Raw genomic sequence first — 18,418 nt, 5'->3', positions numbered from 1 at the left:
ATCCAGCGACATGGCCGAGGCTGCAGGGCGCCAGCGTGAAGCAGTGGACATGGTCTCCACCGCGTTCCACGAAATGGTGGCCACAGCCAACGAGGTGGCGCGTTCATGCAGCCAGGCGGCGCAGTCGGCCGACAGTGGCCAGCAACAGGCGCGCGAAGGCCAGCAGCAGATCGATGCCGCGGTCAGCAGCGTCGACCGCCTGAGCCACGAAATCGAACAGTCGGCGCAGTCGATCCAGCAACTGGAGCGTGACAGCAACGCTATCCAGTCAATCCTCGGCACCATCCGCTCGATTGCCGAGCAGACCAACCTGCTGGCCCTGAACGCGGCGATTGAAGCGGCCCGTGCCGGCGAACAAGGCCGGGGCTTTGCGGTGGTGGCTGACGAGGTGCGGGCCTTGGCCAAGCGTACCGCCGATTCCACCGCCGAAATCGATGGCCTGCTGGGTAACCTGGCCGGGCGCACCAGCGAAGTGGCCGCACAGATGCACGCCAGCCTGGAGGTGTCGCAGCAGTCGGTGAGCCGCATTGGTCTGGCGCGTGACAGTTTTGGGCAGATTCGCGAGTCGGTGGATGTGATACGCGACATGAATACGCAGATCGCCACAGCCGCCGAGGAACAACACCAGGTGGCCGAGGACATCAACCGGCACATCAGCCAGATCCACGGCGATGCACAGCTGGTGGCGGAACTGGCCCAGGCCGCCCGTCTGGACTCGGAAAGCCTGGCTGGGCTGTCCAACGAACTGGATACCCTGGTGCGCAGGTTCCGCACCTGATGCTCCGCCTGCGCCTGCCGCCTGCAGGGCGATAGACGCAGGTGCAGGCAGGCGCAGCTTACAGCTTCAGTTCACCCGGCGTTGCGCCAAACAGCTGCTTGAACGCGGCGATGTAGGCGGAGGTGGAGTCATACCCGCAGCCCAGCGCCGCATCGGTGACGCTCTCGCCGGCCTCCAGCATGGCCAGCGACGACAACAACCGCATGCGCTGGCGCCAGTTGCGGAAGCTCAACCCGGTTTCGCGCTGGAACAGGCGCATCAGGGTCTTTTCCGAACACCCAAGCTCCAGCGCCCATTGCTGCAAGGTCTGGCTCCGCTCGGGGGTAGCGATCAGGCGATTGCACAGGGCAAGCAACCCAGGATGGCGCGGCAAGGGTAACGAAAAACCTACCGCTGGCAGGGTACGCAGTTGGTCGAGCAACACCGCCACCAGCCGCGACTCGGCGCTGTCGTGTTCAGGGTACTGCGGGGGCAACAGGCAGAACTGCTTGATCAGCTCCCGCGCCAGGGGCGTCACTTCCAGCACCCGGCATTCTTCGGTCGCCCACGGGCAGGCGTCGCGGCGGATGTAAAGGCTGCGCATTTCCGCCTGCATCGAAGTCACCACTTCGTGCTCAGCCTGCGCAGGTATCCACACTCCCCACTGGGGCGGCGCGAAATAGCTGCCGTCCCGGGTGTAGACCCCCAACACGCCACTGATGGCGTACGAAAACTGCACCCAGTCATGCTGATGGCGAGTGGTCCATGACCCCGCGCCCAAGCGCTCGGCACGGGCATACAGGGGCCTTGGCAGGTGGTCCAGCGCCGGGATGGCGCGGGGGTGTCCGGTGGTCGGCATGGTGGTGTCTTATGGTTCTGAGCAGACAAGCCTAACAGCTACCGCGACACCGACGTTACCTTACCGCTCGACGATCACCGTCACACCCTGCCCGCCCGCTGCACAGATCGAAATCAGCCCACGCCCTTTCCCCGCCACCGACAGCAGTTTTGCCAGGTTGGCCACAATACGGCCCCCGGTAGCCGCGAACGGGTGGCCTGCCCCCAGCGAGCTGCCTTTGACGTTGAGCCTGGCGCGGTCGATCGCCCCCAGCGGTGCGCTCAAGCCCAGCTGTTCACGGCAATAGTCGGCATCTTCCCAGGCCTTGAGGGTGCAGAGCACCTGGGCGGCGAAGGCTTCATGGATTTCGTAGTAATCGAAGTCCTGCAGGGTCAGGCCATTGCGCGCCAGCAACCGTGGCACGGCATACACCGGTGCCATCAGCAGGCCTTCGCGGCCCGTGACGAAGTCAACCGCAGCGGTTTCACCGTCCACCAAATAGGCGAGCACCTCCAGCCCCTGCTGTTGCGCCCACTCTTCGGTGCCCAACAGCACCAGCGAAGCACCGTCGGTGAGCGGCGTGGAATTGCCCGCGGTCAGCGTGCCTTCGTCCGTACGGTCGAAGGCCGGCTTGAGGCGGGCCAGTTGCTCCAGGGTAAGGTCCGGGCGCAGGTTGTTGTCCCGGGCAAGCGACATGAACGGGGTCAGCAAGTCGTCCTGCCAGCCTTCGGCATAGGCACCCGCCAGGGCCTGATGGCTGCGCAGGGCCAGCGCGTCCTGTTCTGCCCTGCCGATATGCCAGGTTTTGGCCATGCGCTCACAGTGTTCGCCCATCGACAGGCCGGTGCGCGGCTCGCCATTGCGCGGCAATTCAGGCTTGAGGTGATGAGGGCGCAGCTTCAGGAAGGGTTGCAGCCGGCCCGTCAGGTTTTTGCCACGGTTGGCCTGCAGCAGTACCTGGCGCAGGCCTTCGTTCACGGCGATGGGCGCATCGGAAGTGGTGTCCACGCCGCCAGCGATGCCGCAGTCGATCTGCCCCAGGGCAATCTTGTTGGCCACCAGCAAAGCGGCCTCAAGCCCGGTGCCACAAGCCTGCTGGATGTCATAGGCGGGGGTGAGCGGCGAGAGGCGCGAGCCCAGCACGCATTCGCGGGTCAGGTTCATGTCGCGGGAGTGTTTGAGCACAGCACCGGCCACCACCTCCCCCAGACGCAGCCCGTGCAGCCGGTAACGCTCTATCAGCCCTTCCAGCGCTGCGGTCAGCATGGCCTGGTTGCTGGCCGTGGCGTAGGCGCCATTGGAGCGGGCAAAGGGGATTCGGTTGCCGCCCAGAATCGCGACCCGACGTAGTGAACGCATGCGCATGTTCCTCCTGAAACAATTTGATCCGTACAGCCTAGGTGTTTTTACCGCATTCGAACGACCGTGCCGCAAAGTTGGTCCACACTCTCAAGCTTGCCTTCTGGAGGACCCCTCATGAGCGATCGCTACCTTGGTTTCGCCAATTCCAGCCTGGGCCGTCGCCTGGTCGATACCCTGGGCCTGCCGCGCCCGGCACCTCTGGAGCGCTGGCAGTCCGGCCGCCTGCGCCCGGTGGAAGGTGCATTGGTGGTAGGCGGCGGGCCGCTGGCGGGCCAGGTTGAAACAGTGGCACCACGCCTCACCGATGCGGTGTACAGCTTCAATGGCGAGCACCTGCAGGCACAGCCCTGGGTGGCCGGCCTTGGGCCGAAAATCAAGGCGCTGGTGTTCGACGCCAGCCATTTGTCCGACAGCGATGCCTTGAAGCAGTTGCGCGAGTTTTTCCAGCCGCTGTTACGCAGCCTGGCACCTTGTGCTCATGTGGTGGTGCTCGGGCGGCCTCCCGAGTCGCTGGCAGACCCATTGGCCAGCGTGGCGCAGCGAGCCCTTGAAGGGTTCACCCGCTCGCTGGCCAAGGAGTTGCGCAATGGCGCCACTGCGCAGCTGCTTTATGTGGGCGAAGGTGCCGAAGACCAGCTGGAGGGTGCACTGCGCTTCTTCCTGTCGCCGAAAAGCGCATTCGTGTCTGGCCAGGTGCTGCGCCTGCAGGCCTGCGCTGCGCACGTGCAGGACTGGACCCGCCCGCTGGGCGGCCAGCGGGCTCTGGTGACCGGCGCGGCACGCGGTATCGGTGCTGCCATTGCCGAAACCCTGGTGCGCGATGGTGCCGACGTGCTGCTGCTGGATGTGCCCCAGGCCGCCCAAGAGCTCAATGCCCTTGCTGCACGCCTGGGTGGCAAGGCCCTGGCCCTGGACATCTGCGCCAGCGACGCAGCAACGCAGCTGCTCGCTGCCCTGCCCGATGGCATCGACATCGTGGTGCACAACGCTGGTATCACCCGCGACAAGACCCTGGCCAACATGACCCCGGAGTACTGGGACGCTGTGATGGCGGTCAACCTCAAGGCGCCTCAGGTACTCACCCAGGCGCTGATCGACAACGGCGCACTCGGGCAGCATGCCCGCATCACACTGCTGGCATCGGTGAGCGGTATCGCCGGCAACCGTGGCCAGGCCAACTACGCCGCCAGCAAGGCCGGGCTGATCGGCCTGGCACAGGCCTGGGCGCCCACACTGGCCGAACGGGGTGCCAGCATCAATGCTGTAGCACCGGGCTTCATCGAAACCCACATGACCGCCGCCATGCCCATGGGCCTGCGCGAGGCTGGTCGACGCCTTAGCTCGCTCGGCCAGGGCGGGCGGCCCCAAGACGTGGCCGAAGCCATCGCCTGGCTCAGCCAGCCCTGTACCGGTGCAGTCAACGGCCAGGTGCTGCGGGTCTGTGGCCAGGCACTGATGGGGGCTTGAACATGAAACGAACATGGCACCACGTGCACCGCCCAGCTGGCCGCGCCAGCCTGTACCTGCGCGCCGCTGGTAAGCGCAGCATCACGGGTGACCGCCTGCCGGAAGCAGGCCTGCGCTGCTACATCCCACTGCAGCAGCAAAACCTGCAGGCCTACCAGCGGCTCTGTCACTTCGCCGATGACGGCCGCCTGCCGGCCACGTACCCGCACATCATGGCGTTCAACCTGCAACTGCAACTGATGACCGGCCACGACTTCCCGTTCCCGTTGCTGGGGCTGGTGCACCTGCACAATCGCATCGAAGTGCTGCGCCCGCTCGGTGGGCTTGAAGGGCTGCATATGGCCGTGTACGCGGATAACCTGCAACCCCATGCCAAAGGCGGTACGTTCGACCTGGTGACCGAGGCCCAGGACGGCATAGGCCCGCTGTGGCGGGAGACCAGCCGCATGCTGGTACGCGGGCTAAAGCTCGAAGGCGCCGCCCCCCCCACGCCCCCGGACGAGCCTGTAGACCTGCCCGAAGCCACGCGCTGGTATGCCGACCGTGACATTGGCCGGCGTTACGCCAAGGTGTGCGGCGACTACAACCCCATACACCTGAGCGCTGCCAGTGCGCGGCTGTTCGGTTTCCCCACCGCCATTGCCCACGGCATGTGGAGCAAGGCAATGGCCATGGCGGCATTGCGTGGGCACCTGCCCCACAGTGGGTATGGGTTCGAAGTGGCGTTCCACAAGCCCGTGCGCTTGCCCTCGGAGGTGATACTCAGCGCCAGTGAAGCTGGCCCCACTGGCGCTGTGCGGCTGGATGGCCATGCCGGGGTGCTGCACATGGCTGGCCACTGGTCACGCCTGTAGCCAACCGGGGCACTGTTGACCGTACGTTTGTGTGGGGCCCTTGCTTTGCAGCGGCCCTGCGCAGAAGCTATGCGGCATCAGGAGGCCCCGATGAACTTGCAAGAACTCACCCAACGCCTGCACCAGATCCGCGACAACAATGACTGGCAGCGCTTTCACAGCCCCAAGAACCTCGCCATGGCCGCCAGTGTGGAAATGGCCGAGCTGGTCGAAATATTCCAATGGCTGAGCGAGGACGAATCGCGCCAGCTGCCTGCTGACAAACTGGCCCACGCGGGCCAGGAAGTCGGTGATGTGGTGCTCTACCTGTTGCTGCTGTGCAGCGAGCTTGGCCTGGACATGGACCAGGTCGTGCGGGCCAAGCTTGCTGACAGCGAGAGGCGCTTCGCCCGATGAACGACCGTCACTTCGATGAACTGGCCACCCGCTTTGCCGAAAAAATCTACGGCGGAGCCAAGGGTGCGATCCGCCTTGCCGTGCTGCAGGCCGACCTGGCCGAGGCACTGCCCGACCGCCCGCTGCGTATCCTCGACGTGGGCGCAGGGCTGGGCCACATGGCGTTGTGGCTGGCCCAGCGCGGGCACCATGTCACCCTGGCCGAACCTGCCGCCCCCATGCTCGATGGCGCCCGGGCACGCTTTGCCGAGGCCGGCCAGGCCGCGACATTCATTCATGCGCCCTGGCAGGCGCTGCTCGGTGAACTGACCGAACCCTACGATGTGGTGGTGTGCCATGCCGTGCTGGAGTGGCTGGCCGAGCCAGAAAGCATCCTGCCGGTACTGCACCAGCTCACAGCTCCCGAAGGCTGGTTGTCGCTGGCGTTCTATAACCGTGATGCCCTCGTGTACCGGAACCTGCTCAAGGGGCATTTCCGCAAGTTGCGCAGCAACCGGCTGGAAGGTGAAAAGCAAAGCCTCACCCCGCAAAAACCCCTTGATCCCCGCCACCTCAAAGCGCAACTTGAGCCCATGTGGCAGGTCGAAAGTGAAAGCGGTATCCGGGTGTTCCACGACTACATGCCCAAGGACTTCCAGGACAAGGCGGAGCTGCTCGACCTGCTGGAAATGGAACTGGCCCACCGTCGCCACCCAAGCTTTGCCGGGCTTGGTCGTTACCTGCATTGGGTTTGCCGCCCACGTTGATCTGCCAGGCAGGAGGAAGCATGCCGTATCGTCTGTTTCGCCTCGCCCTGCTGCCGCTGGTCCTCGCGGGCTGTCAGGGCACCAACCCCTATGTGGCCAGTAGCCGGCCATTGCCCCCGGCGCCGGCGCAGGCGGCCAACACCTTCGATGCCAGTGCCTACCCCACTCCTGCCCGGGATTACGGGCACTACCAGAGCTGGGGCTGGCGCAATGGGCAGTTGCCCACCGGCTCGGCAAATGCCGACCCGGCACAATTGGCCGATGCCGTCAGCGCCGCCCTCGACCAGCACGGGCTACGCCCCGCACGCAATGGCTCGCCAGACTTGCTGGTAAGCGCCAACATCCATCTGGAAAAGCGCCTGCGCCAGGTTCGTGATTACGACAGCTATGACCCTTACCCCTACGGTAGTGTCGGCTACGGCGGGTACCGCAACGGTTACGGTGGCTATGCCAGCGTACCGGTGGTGCGCACTTACCAGGTGGAAGTAATGGTGGTACGTGTCGATCTGTATGACGGGCGCAGCGGCCAGCCCGTGTGGAGCGGCAATGCCGAAAGCGGCAGCGACCAGGGGTCGCCCCGTGATCGTGATAGTGCTGTGCGCCAGGCCGTCGGCAAGGCACTCAGCGGCTATCCTCCCAGTTAACGCTTAACGGAGAACCATCATGTTGCGCCGTCTGTTTCTACTCTCGTTTGCCGTGTTGCTGGCTGCCTGCTCGAGCAACAACGTGCAGCAGGATTACGACGCCAGTCGCGATTTTGCCGACTACCGCAGCTGGGCCTGGCAAGAACCTGGGTTGCAGTACCGGCCGGACGATCCGCGCATCAAAAGCGACCTGACCGAACAGCGCATTCGCCAAGCCGTGGCCGATCAGCTCGACCAGCGCGGCCTGCGCCCGGTGCAACCCGGCAAGCAGGCTGACGTTATGGTGCGTACTTATCTGATCGTCGAACAGCGCCAACAACAGATCACCACCAACTACGGCGGAGGCTGGGGTGGCTATTGGGGCGGTTACTGGGGCGGGCCGATGTACAACGAAACCCGCAGCGTCGACTACAAGGTGGCGACCATTCAGGTGGACCTGCTCGACGGGCGCGATGGCAAACTGGTGTGGCGCGGCAGCGCCGAGCAGATCATGAACAACTACCCGCCTGGGCCGGATGAGCGTAACAGCGCCATTCAGAAAACGGTGGCGCAGGTACTGGGGAATTACCCGCCGGGTAGCCGGAGGTAATCGAATGATTGAACAACGCTGAAGCGGGGCCGCCGGACGGCCCCTGTGTCACCTGCGACAAAATCCATTCCGGCCACGCCTTTTCCCTGCCCACACCCCGCCCGCTCCCGGGTTTCGGTCTATCTTGACTGTGAAACCTGACTGAACAGGTAGTGTTCAACTTCAAGGGAAGGTGGGCTGTCGATGCAAAGCATTGTGCTTCTCCTATGGCTTGCCCTGTGCACCGAACAGGACGTGCGCCAGCGTCAGATCTCCAATGTACTCACCCTCGGCGTAGCCGTCTGCGCGCTATTCTGGCTATTCGCAACCGGCCACACCTGGTTGGGGGCAGACCCCGGCGATGCGGGCTGGGCGTTGGCGATTGTCATGCTGCTTACCCTGCCGGTGTACATGCTCGGCCATTTCGGTGCGGACGACGTCAAGCTGATGGGCGCTCTGGCACTGGCCACAGGGCCCCAGTATGTACTGGGGACCTTCATTGGGGCCGGCATCAGCCTGCTGATCTGGCTGATGACCCGCAGGCGCTTGTGGGCACTGCTCGATGCCAAGGTAAAAAAGCGCCTGCAAGCCCTGACCGAGGCCATGGGCGACAAGCAGGCGTTCGTACCTTACGTACTGGCCGGCTTCCTCCTGACAGCTGTATGGATCCAATGAACATCCCGGCGGTCCGAAGATGTGTACGTGCCTTGTACATATTTCAGAGGTACGGCTACTTTTAAACTGCCAGAGCGTCTAGCCCGGGAGCAGGGCCGTATACGAACAGGGAGTTGATCGTGTCCAGACCAGTGAGTGAAGTAAAGGTGTTGGTGGTCGATGATCAATCGGCCATCGTTGAACAGTTGTGCGAATTCCTCAACGCCAAGGGCTACGCGTGCACATCGGCCCTTTCCACCAACGAAGCGATCGAACGCTACGTGGCCGACCCTGCCATCGGCCTGGTCATCTGCGACCTGCACATGCCTGAACGTGACGGCATCGAGCTGGTACGGGCGCTCAAGCAGATCAACCCGGGGCAGCGCATGTTCGAGGCCATCATGCTGACCGGGCGGGCGGAAAAACAGGACGTGATTCGCGCCTTGCGTGAAGGCTTTGCCGATTACTACCAGAAGCCCATGGACCTGGACGAACTGCTCGAAGGCGTGCGCCGGCAGGAAGAGGTGCTGGTGGAACGCCAACGCAATCTCAGCGACCTCGGCGGGTTGAACCAGCGGCTGCAGGAGCTGGCTGACTCTGTCGACGAGCTGTACCAGGACCTGGAGAAAGCCCGAGGCCTGGGCGCGCACCGTCGCGCTGGGGATGCCGAGGATACCGAGGGCGAGTTGCCTGCGGTGTTCGACAAGCTTTCGCCGCGCCAGCTTGAGGTCGCCCGCCTGGTGGGCAAGGGCAAGACCAACTACCAGATTGCCTGCGAACTGGGCATCACCGAGAACACGGTCAAGCTCTATGTCTCCCAGGTGTTGCGCCTGACCCACATGCACAACCGCACCCAACTGGCGTTGGCGCTGACCCCGGGCTCCGCGCCCGTGCATCAGCGCTTCACCGCCCACTGACGGGCGACACCTGCCGGGCTACCTCACTGGCTGACCTGGAACGTTACGCGGGCTGTTTCGCCGCTTTCGTCCAGTGCGCTCAGCTCGGCCCGCCCTGCCTGCGGCAGGCGTAACGGCAGGCTGCCCTGGCCCTGGGTCTCACCCAGCGGCTGGCCATTGAGGAACCACCAGCGCCGGCCGGCGCCGCCCAGTGCTGACACATCAAGCTGCAATGGCTCACCGATGTTGGCGGGACGACGCAGGTTATCACCCGGCCGTACCCCGACGATGGACAGCGGTGGCGCGCTGGCCGCAACCTGTGGCGGGCAGCCTGGGTCGATGGCAGGCAGCAGGGCGGCACGGCGCTCTGCCCGCGGTAGCCAGGGTTCCAGCGGCGCCGGCCATAACGCGATATCGCGCTGCCGGGCACCCGGGCAACTGCCGTCTACCCGCAACCCACGGTCATTGACCCACACGCTTTCGTGCAACCCCAGGCCCAGCGGTTGATCCGCCGCCTGCAACGTCGGGGGGATGGTGCCGTCCAGCGTCCAGGCAAAGCGCTGACGCCGGCAGTTCGAGGCCTGCCGCTGCAGAGGCTGGCCGAGTGGCCAGCAGATCGCAGCCACCCCCACGCTCGCCGGTACGGGCTGTATCGGCATGCTCAGCCCCCGCTGGCGATCACGGTTGGTCAACAGGTCATGTACCTGCAGCATAAGTGGTGCTGCAGAGGCCAGGCCGAACTGCCCGGGCACCGGCGTACCGTCGGGCCGGCCGATCCACACACCGATCAGGTAGCGAGGCCCCACCCCGACCGACCAGGCATCCCGAAACCCGTAGCTGGTGCCGGTCTTCCAGGCCAGTTGCGGGCGCTGTACCAACTCGGCATGGGGGTCGCGATCTGGCCGGGCCTGGCCACTGAGGATGCGGCGGATGATCCAGGCAGCACCCGGCGACATCAGGCGATGCTCCACCAACCGAGCCTGAGGCTGCAAACGTATCTGGGCCGTGTTGCCCTCACGGGCCAGTGCCGCATAGCCCCCCACCAGGTCTTCCAGGCGGCTGCCGGCACCGCCCAGAATCAACGACAGGTTCGGTTCGGCCAGCGGCGGCAATATCAGCGGCAAGCCTGCCATGCGTAGTTGTGCGGCAAAGCGCTTGGGACCGTAGGCTTCCAGCAGCTGCACGGTTGGCAGGTTGAGTGACAGTGCCAGCGCCGAGCTGGCCGACACCGGGCCGCTGAAACCGGACGAAAAGTTACCGGGGCGATAATCGCCGTAGCGGCGCGGCACATCCTGCAGCAACGACTCGGAATGAATAAGGCCATCGTCCAGCGCCATGCCATACAGGAAAGGCTTGAGCGTGGAGCCTGGCGAGCGCAACGCCTGCACCATGTCGACATGGCCGAAGCGCCTGTCATCCGCCAGGTCGACCGAGCCCAGGTAGGCACGCACGGCCATGTTCTGCGCCTCGACCACCAGGATGGCCGCTGAGGTACGTTCGGGCAGCCGGGCGCGCCAGCCCAGCAGCAGGTCCTCAAGGCGCCTTTGCAGGGCGGCGTCCAGCGTAGTGCGTATCAGGGGCGGGCTACCGGCCGTATTCAGGCGCCGTGCCAGCAGTGGGGCCAACGCCGGCTCCTGGCGTGGCGCCAACAACAGCGGTTCCTCGGCAGCCTCGCGGATGCGCTGCGCAGGCCATACCTGGTATTGCGCCAGGCGTTGCAGCACCTTGTCACGGGCACGCTGCGCGCGTTCTGGGTGTCGGTCCGGGCGCAGCCGGCTGGGGGCCTGGGGCAGCACGGCCAGCAGCGCGGCCTCGGCGGGCGTCAGGTGCAAGGGCGACTTGCCCAGGTAGGCCCAGCTCGCGGCGGCAACGCCCTGCAACGTGCCGCCGAACGGCGCGCGGTCCAGGTAAATCTGCAGGATCTCGCGCTTGGGCAAGTGCCACTCCAGCTGTAGCGTGCGCCACAGCTGGCGCAGTTTGCCTGCCAGGGTACGGTCATGCGGGTCGAGCAGCCGCGCCACCTGCATCGACAAGGTACTGCCCCCAGACACCACCCGCCCGCCGCTCAGGTTCAGCCAGGCCGCCCTGGCCAAGGCCAGCGGGTTCACCCCCGGATGGCGATAGAACCAGCGGTCCTCGTAGGTGAGCAGCGCCTCCAGATAAAGCGGCGACACCTGCTCGGGGCTGACCGGGTAACGCCACACACCGTCGGCATCGGCAAAGCGCCACAGGGGCGTACCGTCTTCGGCAAGCACCACGCGCGCCAGGTCGTCCTGGGGCATCGGCAGCGGCCATAGGCGATCAGCCAGCCACAGCAGGCCAACCACAATCAGGCTGCCGAGTAGCGTAGCGCGCAGCAGCTTGCCCGCACGGGTGCGCGGCCACGCTAAGCTTGGCATCGGGAACCGACCTGGCCAGATAATGGCCAAAGGGTTGGGGACGGCACAATCGCCGAGTCGATCATCAGGAAGCAACTATGCATGTAGAAGGTTTTTTCGAGTGGCTGGGCCAGGCGCTGGGGTCGTTGATCCGCATCATCGTCGACGCGTTGAGCGGCCTGTTCAACCTGCTGGCCAATGCCGGTGGCAACTTCGTCGACGGCCTGGCACGCACCCTGGGCATGGACACCTCGCTGGTCAGCATCCTGGCGCTGATCGTCGGCCTGATGCTGCTGTACTCGGCAATCCGCGCGTTCATGCGAGCCTCGATCATCCTCGGGATCATCTGGCTGGTACTGGGGTTGTGGGTGATGAGCTGGGTCATACACTAAGCGCCGGGCTGCCGGGGGTGGGCGCCAGGCAGGCGGGCACATCCCCCCCACTGCCTGGCGCTACCGCTCCCTAACGCGGCTTGACTGTCATTTCCCCTTGCCCGTCACCCACAGCCTGCAGGTTCGGGCGGTACATCGACTCTACCTGCGGCGGCGGCACCCGATAGGTGCCCGGGGTGACTGCACGCGCCAGGTACAGCAGGTGGGTGGTGCCGTAGCCGTCGAGCTTCACGGCCGCGACGTAACGGTCGTCGCGGTATTCCTGGTGCACCACATTGGCGTTCTGCATCGAGCCACGCCACTCTTTTACCGCGCTGCTGGCGTTGTCCAGGCTGGCAGCGCTTTGCGCCAGGTTCTGGTTCTCCAGCTCCAGACCGGCTGGCAGCAGGTCGACTACCAGCGCATCAGGCACACGGTCTTGGGCCTTCAGCGCCAGGTGTACCAGTACCAAGTCACCGCTGCGCAGGTTGCCCAGGTCCAGCGGCTGGCCATTCATGCCCAGGTACTCACGACGGATCTGCATACCATTGCTGCTGGCCGCTGGGGCCTGACGGGGGTAACCCGAAATCGTCAGTTGCTGATAAATCGTCTCGCCGCCCTGGTTCTGCACGGTCAGCGGGGAGGCCAGTAGCGGGCCCTCCAGCTTCATGCCCGCATCGGCGTTGTCGAATTCGCGGATTTCACCCGCGCTGTCCAGCCGCGCTTTCCATGATTTTTCTGGCTTACCGAGCAAGCCACGGCCTGCCAGGAACAGCGCATTGCGCTCTTGGGTAGAGAGCCAGCGGTTGGCAGCCAGCTCATCCGACAGGGCAAACAGGCGTTGATCGACCTGGCCGCTGGCAAGGTTGTTCTCCTGCAGCAGCGCCAGAATCAGCGCCTGATCCCGCAGGGCGCTGCCGTAATCGCCCATCCAGCCTTTACCACGGCTGACTGCAAGGCCAGCCTGCAGCGCCTGCTGTGCACGGGGCTTGTCACCCATTTTGTCCAAGGCCACGGCCAGTTGCACCAGCGGCAGACCAGAGCGGGCATCGGCCCGGCGTTCAAACAGGCCACGCAGCGCGCCCAGCGGTGCCTGCTGGCTGCGCGCCAATACCAGGGCAGCATAGGCCTGGACCGCAAAGCGGGTGTGATCGGCGTTGTCGCTGTAGTCCACTTCGATCAAGTTGCGCTCCTGCAAGTAGCGCAGCAGGCGTTCGTTGGCCTTCTTCAAGGCTTCGGCCGGCACTCCGTAACCCTGGTCACGGGCCCGCAGCAGGAAGTCGCTTACATAGGCGGTCAGCCAGTACTCTTCTTCGCTGTCCGAACTCCACAGGCCGAAGCTGCCGTTGTAACGCTGCATGCCAAGCAGGTGTTCGATGCCCATTTCGATCTTGCGCTTGCGCACGTCTGCCGGTTCGCCCTTGATGCCCAGGCGCTTGAGGCTGTCGGCATCGGCGTACAGCGACGGGTAGAGGCCGCTGGTGGTCTGCTCCAGGCAACCATAGGGGTAGGCCTCCAACGCGCGAATCTGCTCGCCCAGGTTCAGCGGTGGCCGGCTCGACAGCGCCAGTATCGCTTCGACACCCGACGGTTCATAGGCCGCCAGGTCTGCTTCGGGCAAGGTCCAGGGCTGGTCTGACAGCGCCACGCGGTAATGCTTGAGCATGGCCGGATAGGCAGGGCGCACGCCCAGCGTCCATTCACGTTCGAACGCAGCCGCTGGCTCATCCGGCAATTGCAGGCCCGTGACACGCACATGGACCTTGCCCTGCCCGAACCCGCCTTGAGCTTGCACAGGAATCATCAGCGTGGAGCGCTGGCCTTCAGCCAGCGATACAGCCTGCACGGCACTGGCCGTGAGGCTGACTTGCCCCTCGGTGGTGATCTCAACGTTCAACTGTTGGGCACGGCCCGACTGGTTGGCCAGGTCCAGCGCCAGGCGGGTGCGGTCGCCGCCCGCCAGGAAGCGCGGGGCGGACAGTTCGGCAATGAGTGGCGCAGCGACCACGGTCTTGGCTTCAGCCATGCCGAAGTCTTCCTCGGCCCAGGCCTGGGCCATCACGCGCAGTTCACCATTGAAGTCGGGGATATCGACACTGGCCTGGCCTTCGCCGTTTTCGTCCAAGGTCACCGGCAGGCTTTGCTGGGCGACGATGGTCACCGTGGTATTGGGGCGTTTGCCGCCTTTGGCCATGGCCGCATCGCCACCAAATGCCAGGCTGGCCAGGCGACCTTGCCCGGCTTCGATCAGTTGGCCGTAGATGTCCAGCTGGTCGGCGCCATAGGCCTTGCGCCCGAACAGGCTGGCGAAGGGGTCTGGGGTTTTGAAGTCGGTAATGTTGAGGATGCCCACATCCACCGCCGACAGCAGCACATGCACCTGCTTGGGCACGCTGCCATTGCTTCTGGCGGCCTTGATCTTCACGGTAAGCGGCTGTTTGGGGCGCATTTTCTCCGGTGCCTGCAAGCTCACCGCCAGCTTGCGCTCGGCGCGGTCCAGCGGCAGGTGCAACACACCCACTGCACGCTTGGGCGTGGCATTGGCCTTGCGCTCACCCGGGCGAATCACCAGGGTGCTCAGGTACAGGTCGTGGCGCGCCCAGGCCTTGTCCAGCGGCACCTCGAAGGTTTTGCCCTCGGCAGGCACATCGATCTCTTGCCACCACAACGGGCCATCGCTGGACTCGATCATCAGGTAGCCACTGCCCGCGGCAGGCGGGGTGACAGTGACCTTGGCGGTCGCGCCGTCGGCATAGGAGGGCTTGTCCAGCGCCAGCTTGACCTGGTCTGGCCTAACGGCGCCACCTTCGGCGTTATCCTGGGCGCGGTAACCGGCCCAGAAGCGTTCGCTCGACACCACACCGGTCTGTGGGTCTTCCACCTCCACGCGGTACGGGCCCCACTCCACCTGGAAGTTCATCTTGGCGGTTGAGCCCGCCTTGACGCTGAGGGTTTCCTCGCTCTGGGTAAGGGGTTTTTCGTTGTAGGCGTAGCTCCAGCCGTCACTCTGGGAGTAGTTCCAGTAATAATCGCGTCGCTCGCGAATCAACCGCACTTTCAGGTCGTTGGCCGCAAGCTTGTTGCCCTCGCGGTCGGCTACCAGGAATTCGAACTCGACGGGGCCATCGCTGTTGGTTTCTTCACCGTCAAACAGCCCACGCAGCCCGGGCAGGCGCTCGGCGGGCCACACAGGTTGCTCCAGGCGCCGGGTGATCGGCCTGCCACCGGACTCCTGCAAGCTGGCCTGCACGGTCAGTTGCAGCGGCGAACGCGCTTCGCCCCAGCGGCTGGGGATGTCGAGTACGGCCTTGCCCGCCTGGTCGAGGGTGACTTCGTCCAGTTCCAGGTCCTGGGTCAGCTCAGCCTCGGTGACCGAGCCAAACTGGTAGCCGGGCAGCGCAGGCACCGCCTCACGCAGCGGGCGAACATAGGCCTGACCGCTTAGGCGGTTGCCTGCCGCCGGTGCGCCGTACAGGTAGCGGCCGGTCACCTGGATGCGCGCATCTTCATCGGGTGCAAGGGGCTTGCTACTGCCTTTGAGCTCCAGCGCCAGCCGCTCGGGCAGGAAATCCTCGACCAGGAATTCATACACCTGCTTGCGCCCGCCACCCAGGTCGAGCAGCAGCTGCCAGCGGCCGGTTGGGGCCTCGGTCGCCAACTGCAACTGGTATTGGTACAGGCCATTGTTGTCGGCCTCCCAGACAAACTTGCGGCTGACCTGCTCATCCGGGCGCCGCACTTCCACATTCACTGGCTGGGCTTTCACCGGCTTGCCGTCCTGGTCGCGCAGCAAGCCGTTGAGCAGCACCGTCTCACCAGGCCGGTACAGGTCGCGCGGGCCGAAGATGAAGAACTGCAGCGGGTTGGCCTGGGGGCCGGTGATGTCAAACTCGGCCAGGTCCAGGGCTGCAGTATTGAGGCGCAGGAGCGTGGTGTGCACACCCTGGGTTGCGATCAGGGTATCGGCCTTGGTCGTGATCGGCAGTTGGGCATGGCCCTTGCCGTCCGTGCTGGCCTGCGCCAGCAGCTTGCCTTTTTCGTCATGGATTTCGAGGTTGACGCCGTTCAGTGCCTTGCCACCCTCCAGGGCCTGGGCGAAGACGTCGATACGGTCACGGTAACGATGGGCAGACACGCCGATGTCGCTCAAGGTAAACATCGTGGCCGGCTGCGAGTAGTCATAGGTACCCGATGCGCGCATCACCGCCAGGTACACGCCAGGCGCTTGCAAGGGCTTGATGCCAGCAATCGGCAGCAGCACGGTTTCGCGGGTATTGCGCGCAGGGTTGAGGTCGAAGCGGCCGCTGTACACCAGTTCGGCCATGCTCAGGGTGTCTTTGGACTGGTAGTACTCCAGGCTGCTGCTACGCCCCCAGTTGGCGAGGAACGACGAGAGCATGTCCGGTTTGACCCGGAAGAACTCCACATCCACCTTGTCCACGTTCAAGGCAATGACCGGCAGGCCTTCGGCAAGGCGTGTCGGCAGCAGCGAACCCCGGCTGGCAAAGCCGATGGTCGGCTGCATGTCACGGGTTTCGAGGCGGGTGATGGACTCGTCCTGCAACTGCTCACCGTTGACTGCCAGCAAGCCCTTGTCCACGGTCAGCACCAGTTTGCGCTTGGGCTCCAGGTGGCGCAGACGCAGCTCCATCTGGTTTTCGGACAGCTCCCAGGCGCCATCGACCTTGCCCTTCACGGTATCGACCAGATGCACCTTGCTGGCAAAGTCCTGTTTGGCGTCCAGCGGCGCCGAGAAGCTCAGCGACAGCGTGGCTGCGCCATCGAGTTGCACCTCCGAGGCGTCCAGCACGGTCAGCTCGCGGCCCTTGTAACGCTCGGCGAGCAATGCCGGATCTTCGCGCTTGACGGGTTGGCTTGCGGCGGCCGTCGGCTTCTGGGCAGGTGCCGGCTTGTCCGGCGTGGAAGAGTCACAGGCGCTAAGCAGGGCCAGCGCACAGGCCAGCAACAATCCTTTGTTGAACATGGAGTACAAACTCTTGGGCAGTGTGTAGGTGAGGGCTGCAACTATAGCGCACACGCAGGCATGGCACCCAGCGCGACGCGGTAAGTGAGACCCTGTTCGCGCGAATGGGTTGCCGGGCCGGTACACTCTTTTGCTGCATTGCCATACGGCTGTACTGCAACCCCGACTTTCCAGGCCCCCGATGACCTCGATGCTTACCGACTGGCGGCACCGCCCCACCCACCTGAAGGTGTGGGCGCTGGCCGCGCCGATGATCCTGTCCAACATTTCCGTGCCGCTGGTTACCCTGGTGGACAGCACGGTGATCGGCCACCTGCCCCACGCCCATCAGCTGGGGGCCGTGGCCGTGGGCGGCACGCTTTTCACCTTCATGGTGGGCCTGCTGGGGTTTCTACGCATGGGGTCTACCGGTTTCGCTGCCCAGGCAGCCGGGCGGGGCGACGGCGCGGCCTTGCGCCAGGTGCTGGTGCAGGGGCTGCTGCTGGCCCTCGCCCTGGCCGTGCTGATTGCCCTGGTGGCCCTGCCCTTCAGCCAGCTGGCCCTGCATGCGATGCAGCCCAGCGCCGCGCTGCAGCAATCCACCGAGGCATTCTTTCACACCCGGCTGCTGGGTTTGCCGGCAGCGCTGGCCAGCTACGCGCTGGTTGGCTGGTTCCTGGGCACACAGAATGCACGGGCGCCCCTGGCGATCCTGCTGACCACCAACCTGCTGAATATCGCGCTTAACCTATGGTTCGTGCTGGGCCTGGACTGGGGGGTGCTGGGTTCGGCGCGGGCGTCGGTGATTGCCGAGTGGAGCGCTGCCCTGCTCGGCCTGGCACTCACCCGCCCAGCCTTGCGAGCCCACCCAGGGCAAGTGGCGTGGCGGGCACTCACCCGCTGGCAGGCCTGGCGGCCTTTGCTGGCAGTGAACCGCGACATCTTTTTGCGCAGCCTGGCGCTGCAAGTGGTGTTTCTGCTGATCACGGTGCAAGGCGCTCGCCTGGGTGAAGCGACCGTGGCGGCCAATGCGCTGCTGCTCAACGGCCTGCTGCTCACGGCCTACGCCCTGGACGGGCTGGCCCATGCAGTCGAAGCCTTGTGCGGCCATGCCATTGGTGCACGGGACCGGGACACCTTGCGGCGTTCCCTGGTGATAGCCGGTGGCTGGTCACTGTTCGTCAGCCTGGGTTTTGCCGGTTTGTTCCTGCTGGGTGGGCACCTGTTCATCGACCTGCAGACCAACATCGAAAGCGTGCGCATGGCGGCGTACCCGTACCTGCCCTACCTGGCGGTGCTGCCGTTGATTGCGGTGTGGAGCTACCTGCTGGACGGGCTGTTCATCGGCGCGACCCGGGCACGGGAGATGCGCAATGCAATGTTGCTGTCGGTGTTGGTGGCACTGCCCTTCGGCGTGGTGATGAGCGGGTTTGGCAACCACGGGTTGTGGCTGGCCTTTCTTGGCTTCATGGCGTTGCGGGCGGTGACGCTGGGTTGGGTGGGGTGGCGGTTGCAGGTGCGGGG

15 protein-coding genes are annotated in these 18,418 nt (G+C 64.9%); 11 read left to right on the top strand and 4 right to left on the bottom strand.

What is annotated here, in order from left to right:
- The first annotated feature begins 10 nt into the window (after positions 1 to 10).
- A complete protein-coding gene (locus tag IAE33_RS25015; RefSeq protein WP_442967394.1) occupies positions 11 to 778 on the top strand; it encodes a methyl-accepting chemotaxis protein in 768 nt (255 codons plus the stop codon).
- Between the two features lie 58 nt (positions 779 to 836).
- On the opposite strand, the gene IAE33_RS21085 is transcribed toward IAE33_RS25015, so the two are convergent.
- Positions 837 to 1,616 carry an AraC family transcriptional regulator gene (locus IAE33_RS21085; protein ID WP_028632991.1) on the bottom strand — a complete coding sequence of 260 codons (780 nt, stop codon included), beginning with the start codon at positions 1,614 to 1,616 and terminating at the stop codon, positions 837 to 839.
- Between the two features lie 60 nt (positions 1,617 to 1,676).
- Positions 1,677 to 2,954 carry an acetyl-CoA C-acetyltransferase gene (locus IAE33_RS21080; RefSeq protein ID WP_201164941.1) on the bottom strand — a complete coding sequence of 426 codons (1,278 nt, stop codon included), beginning with the start codon at positions 2,952 to 2,954 and terminating at the stop codon, positions 1,677 to 1,679.
- 117 nt (positions 2,955 to 3,071) lie between these two features.
- Between IAE33_RS21080 and IAE33_RS21075 the strand changes: the two genes are divergently transcribed.
- The 8 genes from IAE33_RS21075 (at position 3,072) to IAE33_RS21040 (ending at position 9,203) form a co-directional block, all read left to right on the top strand.
- Positions 3,072 to 4,424, top strand: a complete 1,353-nt coding sequence (locus tag IAE33_RS21075; RefSeq protein ID WP_201164940.1) for a 3-oxoacyl-ACP reductase — start codon at positions 3,072 to 3,074, stop codon at positions 4,422 to 4,424.
- A gap of 2 nt (positions 4,425 to 4,426) precedes the next feature.
- Complete coding sequence (locus tag IAE33_RS21070; RefSeq protein ID WP_201164939.1) at positions 4,427 to 5,278, top strand: MaoC family dehydratase; 852 nt, start codon at positions 4,427 to 4,429, stop codon at positions 5,276 to 5,278.
- A gap of 90 nt (positions 5,279 to 5,368) precedes the next feature.
- Positions 5,369 to 5,674, top strand: coding sequence for a MazG-like family protein (locus IAE33_RS21065; RefSeq protein WP_028632995.1), 306 nt, complete (start codon positions 5,369 to 5,371; stop codon positions 5,672 to 5,674).
- Positions 5,671 to 6,420, top strand: a complete 750-nt coding sequence (locus IAE33_RS21060; protein WP_201164938.1) for a methyltransferase domain-containing protein — start codon at positions 5,671 to 5,673, stop codon at positions 6,418 to 6,420. The genes IAE33_RS21065 and IAE33_RS21060 overlap by 4 nt, the downstream gene beginning before the upstream one ends.
- 20 nt (positions 6,421 to 6,440) lie before the next feature.
- Positions 6,441 to 7,064, top strand: a complete 624-nt coding sequence (locus IAE33_RS21055) for a DUF4136 domain-containing protein (RefSeq protein WP_201164937.1) — start codon at positions 6,441 to 6,443, stop codon at positions 7,062 to 7,064.
- A 19-nt stretch (positions 7,065 to 7,083) separates the two neighbouring features.
- Positions 7,084 to 7,653: a DUF4136 domain-containing protein gene (locus IAE33_RS21050; protein ID WP_201164936.1), complete on the top strand. Its 570-nt coding sequence runs from the start codon at positions 7,084 to 7,086 to the stop codon at positions 7,651 to 7,653.
- A 183-nt stretch (positions 7,654 to 7,836) separates the two neighbouring features.
- Positions 7,837 to 8,307: an A24 family peptidase gene (locus IAE33_RS21045; protein WP_028632999.1), complete on the top strand. Its 471-nt coding sequence runs from the start codon at positions 7,837 to 7,839 to the stop codon at positions 8,305 to 8,307.
- A gap of 119 nt (positions 8,308 to 8,426) precedes the next feature.
- Positions 8,427 to 9,203: a response regulator gene (locus IAE33_RS21040; protein ID WP_201164935.1), complete on the top strand. Its 777-nt coding sequence runs from the start codon at positions 8,427 to 8,429 to the stop codon at positions 9,201 to 9,203.
- 23 nt (positions 9,204 to 9,226) lie between these two features.
- On the opposite strand, the gene pbpC is transcribed toward IAE33_RS21040, so the two are convergent.
- The gene (gene pbpC / locus IAE33_RS21035) at positions 9,227 to 11,581 is read right to left on the bottom strand and encodes a peptidoglycan glycosyltransferase PbpC (protein ID WP_201164934.1); all 2,355 of its coding nucleotides are present in this window, start codon (positions 11,579 to 11,581) and stop codon (positions 9,227 to 9,229) included.
- 77 nt (positions 11,582 to 11,658) lie between these two features.
- Between pbpC and IAE33_RS21030 the strand changes: the two genes are divergently transcribed.
- Positions 11,659 to 11,952 (top strand): hypothetical protein, encoded by a 294-nt coding sequence (locus tag IAE33_RS21030; RefSeq protein WP_028633002.1) that lies wholly within the window; start codon positions 11,659 to 11,661, stop codon positions 11,950 to 11,952.
- 70 nt (positions 11,953 to 12,022) lie between these two features.
- Here IAE33_RS21030 and IAE33_RS21025 read toward each other — a convergent pair whose 3' ends face one another.
- Positions 12,023 to 16,915, bottom strand: a complete 4,893-nt coding sequence (locus IAE33_RS21025) for an alpha-2-macroglobulin family protein (protein WP_201164933.1) — start codon at positions 16,913 to 16,915, stop codon at positions 12,023 to 12,025.
- A gap of 181 nt (positions 16,916 to 17,096) precedes the next feature.
- On the opposite strand from IAE33_RS21025, the gene IAE33_RS21020 reads away from it, so the two are divergent.
- Positions 17,097 to 18,418: MATE family efflux transporter (locus tag IAE33_RS21020; protein ID WP_201164932.1), on the top strand; the 1,322-nt coding region annotated here is incomplete at its 3' end.

It is taken from the genome of Pseudomonas sp. S60, assembly GCF_016647865.1.
GTDB lineage: Bacteria > Pseudomonadota > Gammaproteobacteria > Pseudomonadales > Pseudomonadaceae > Aquipseudomonas > Aquipseudomonas parafulva.
This window is presented reverse-complemented; position numbering and strand designations above follow the sequence as displayed.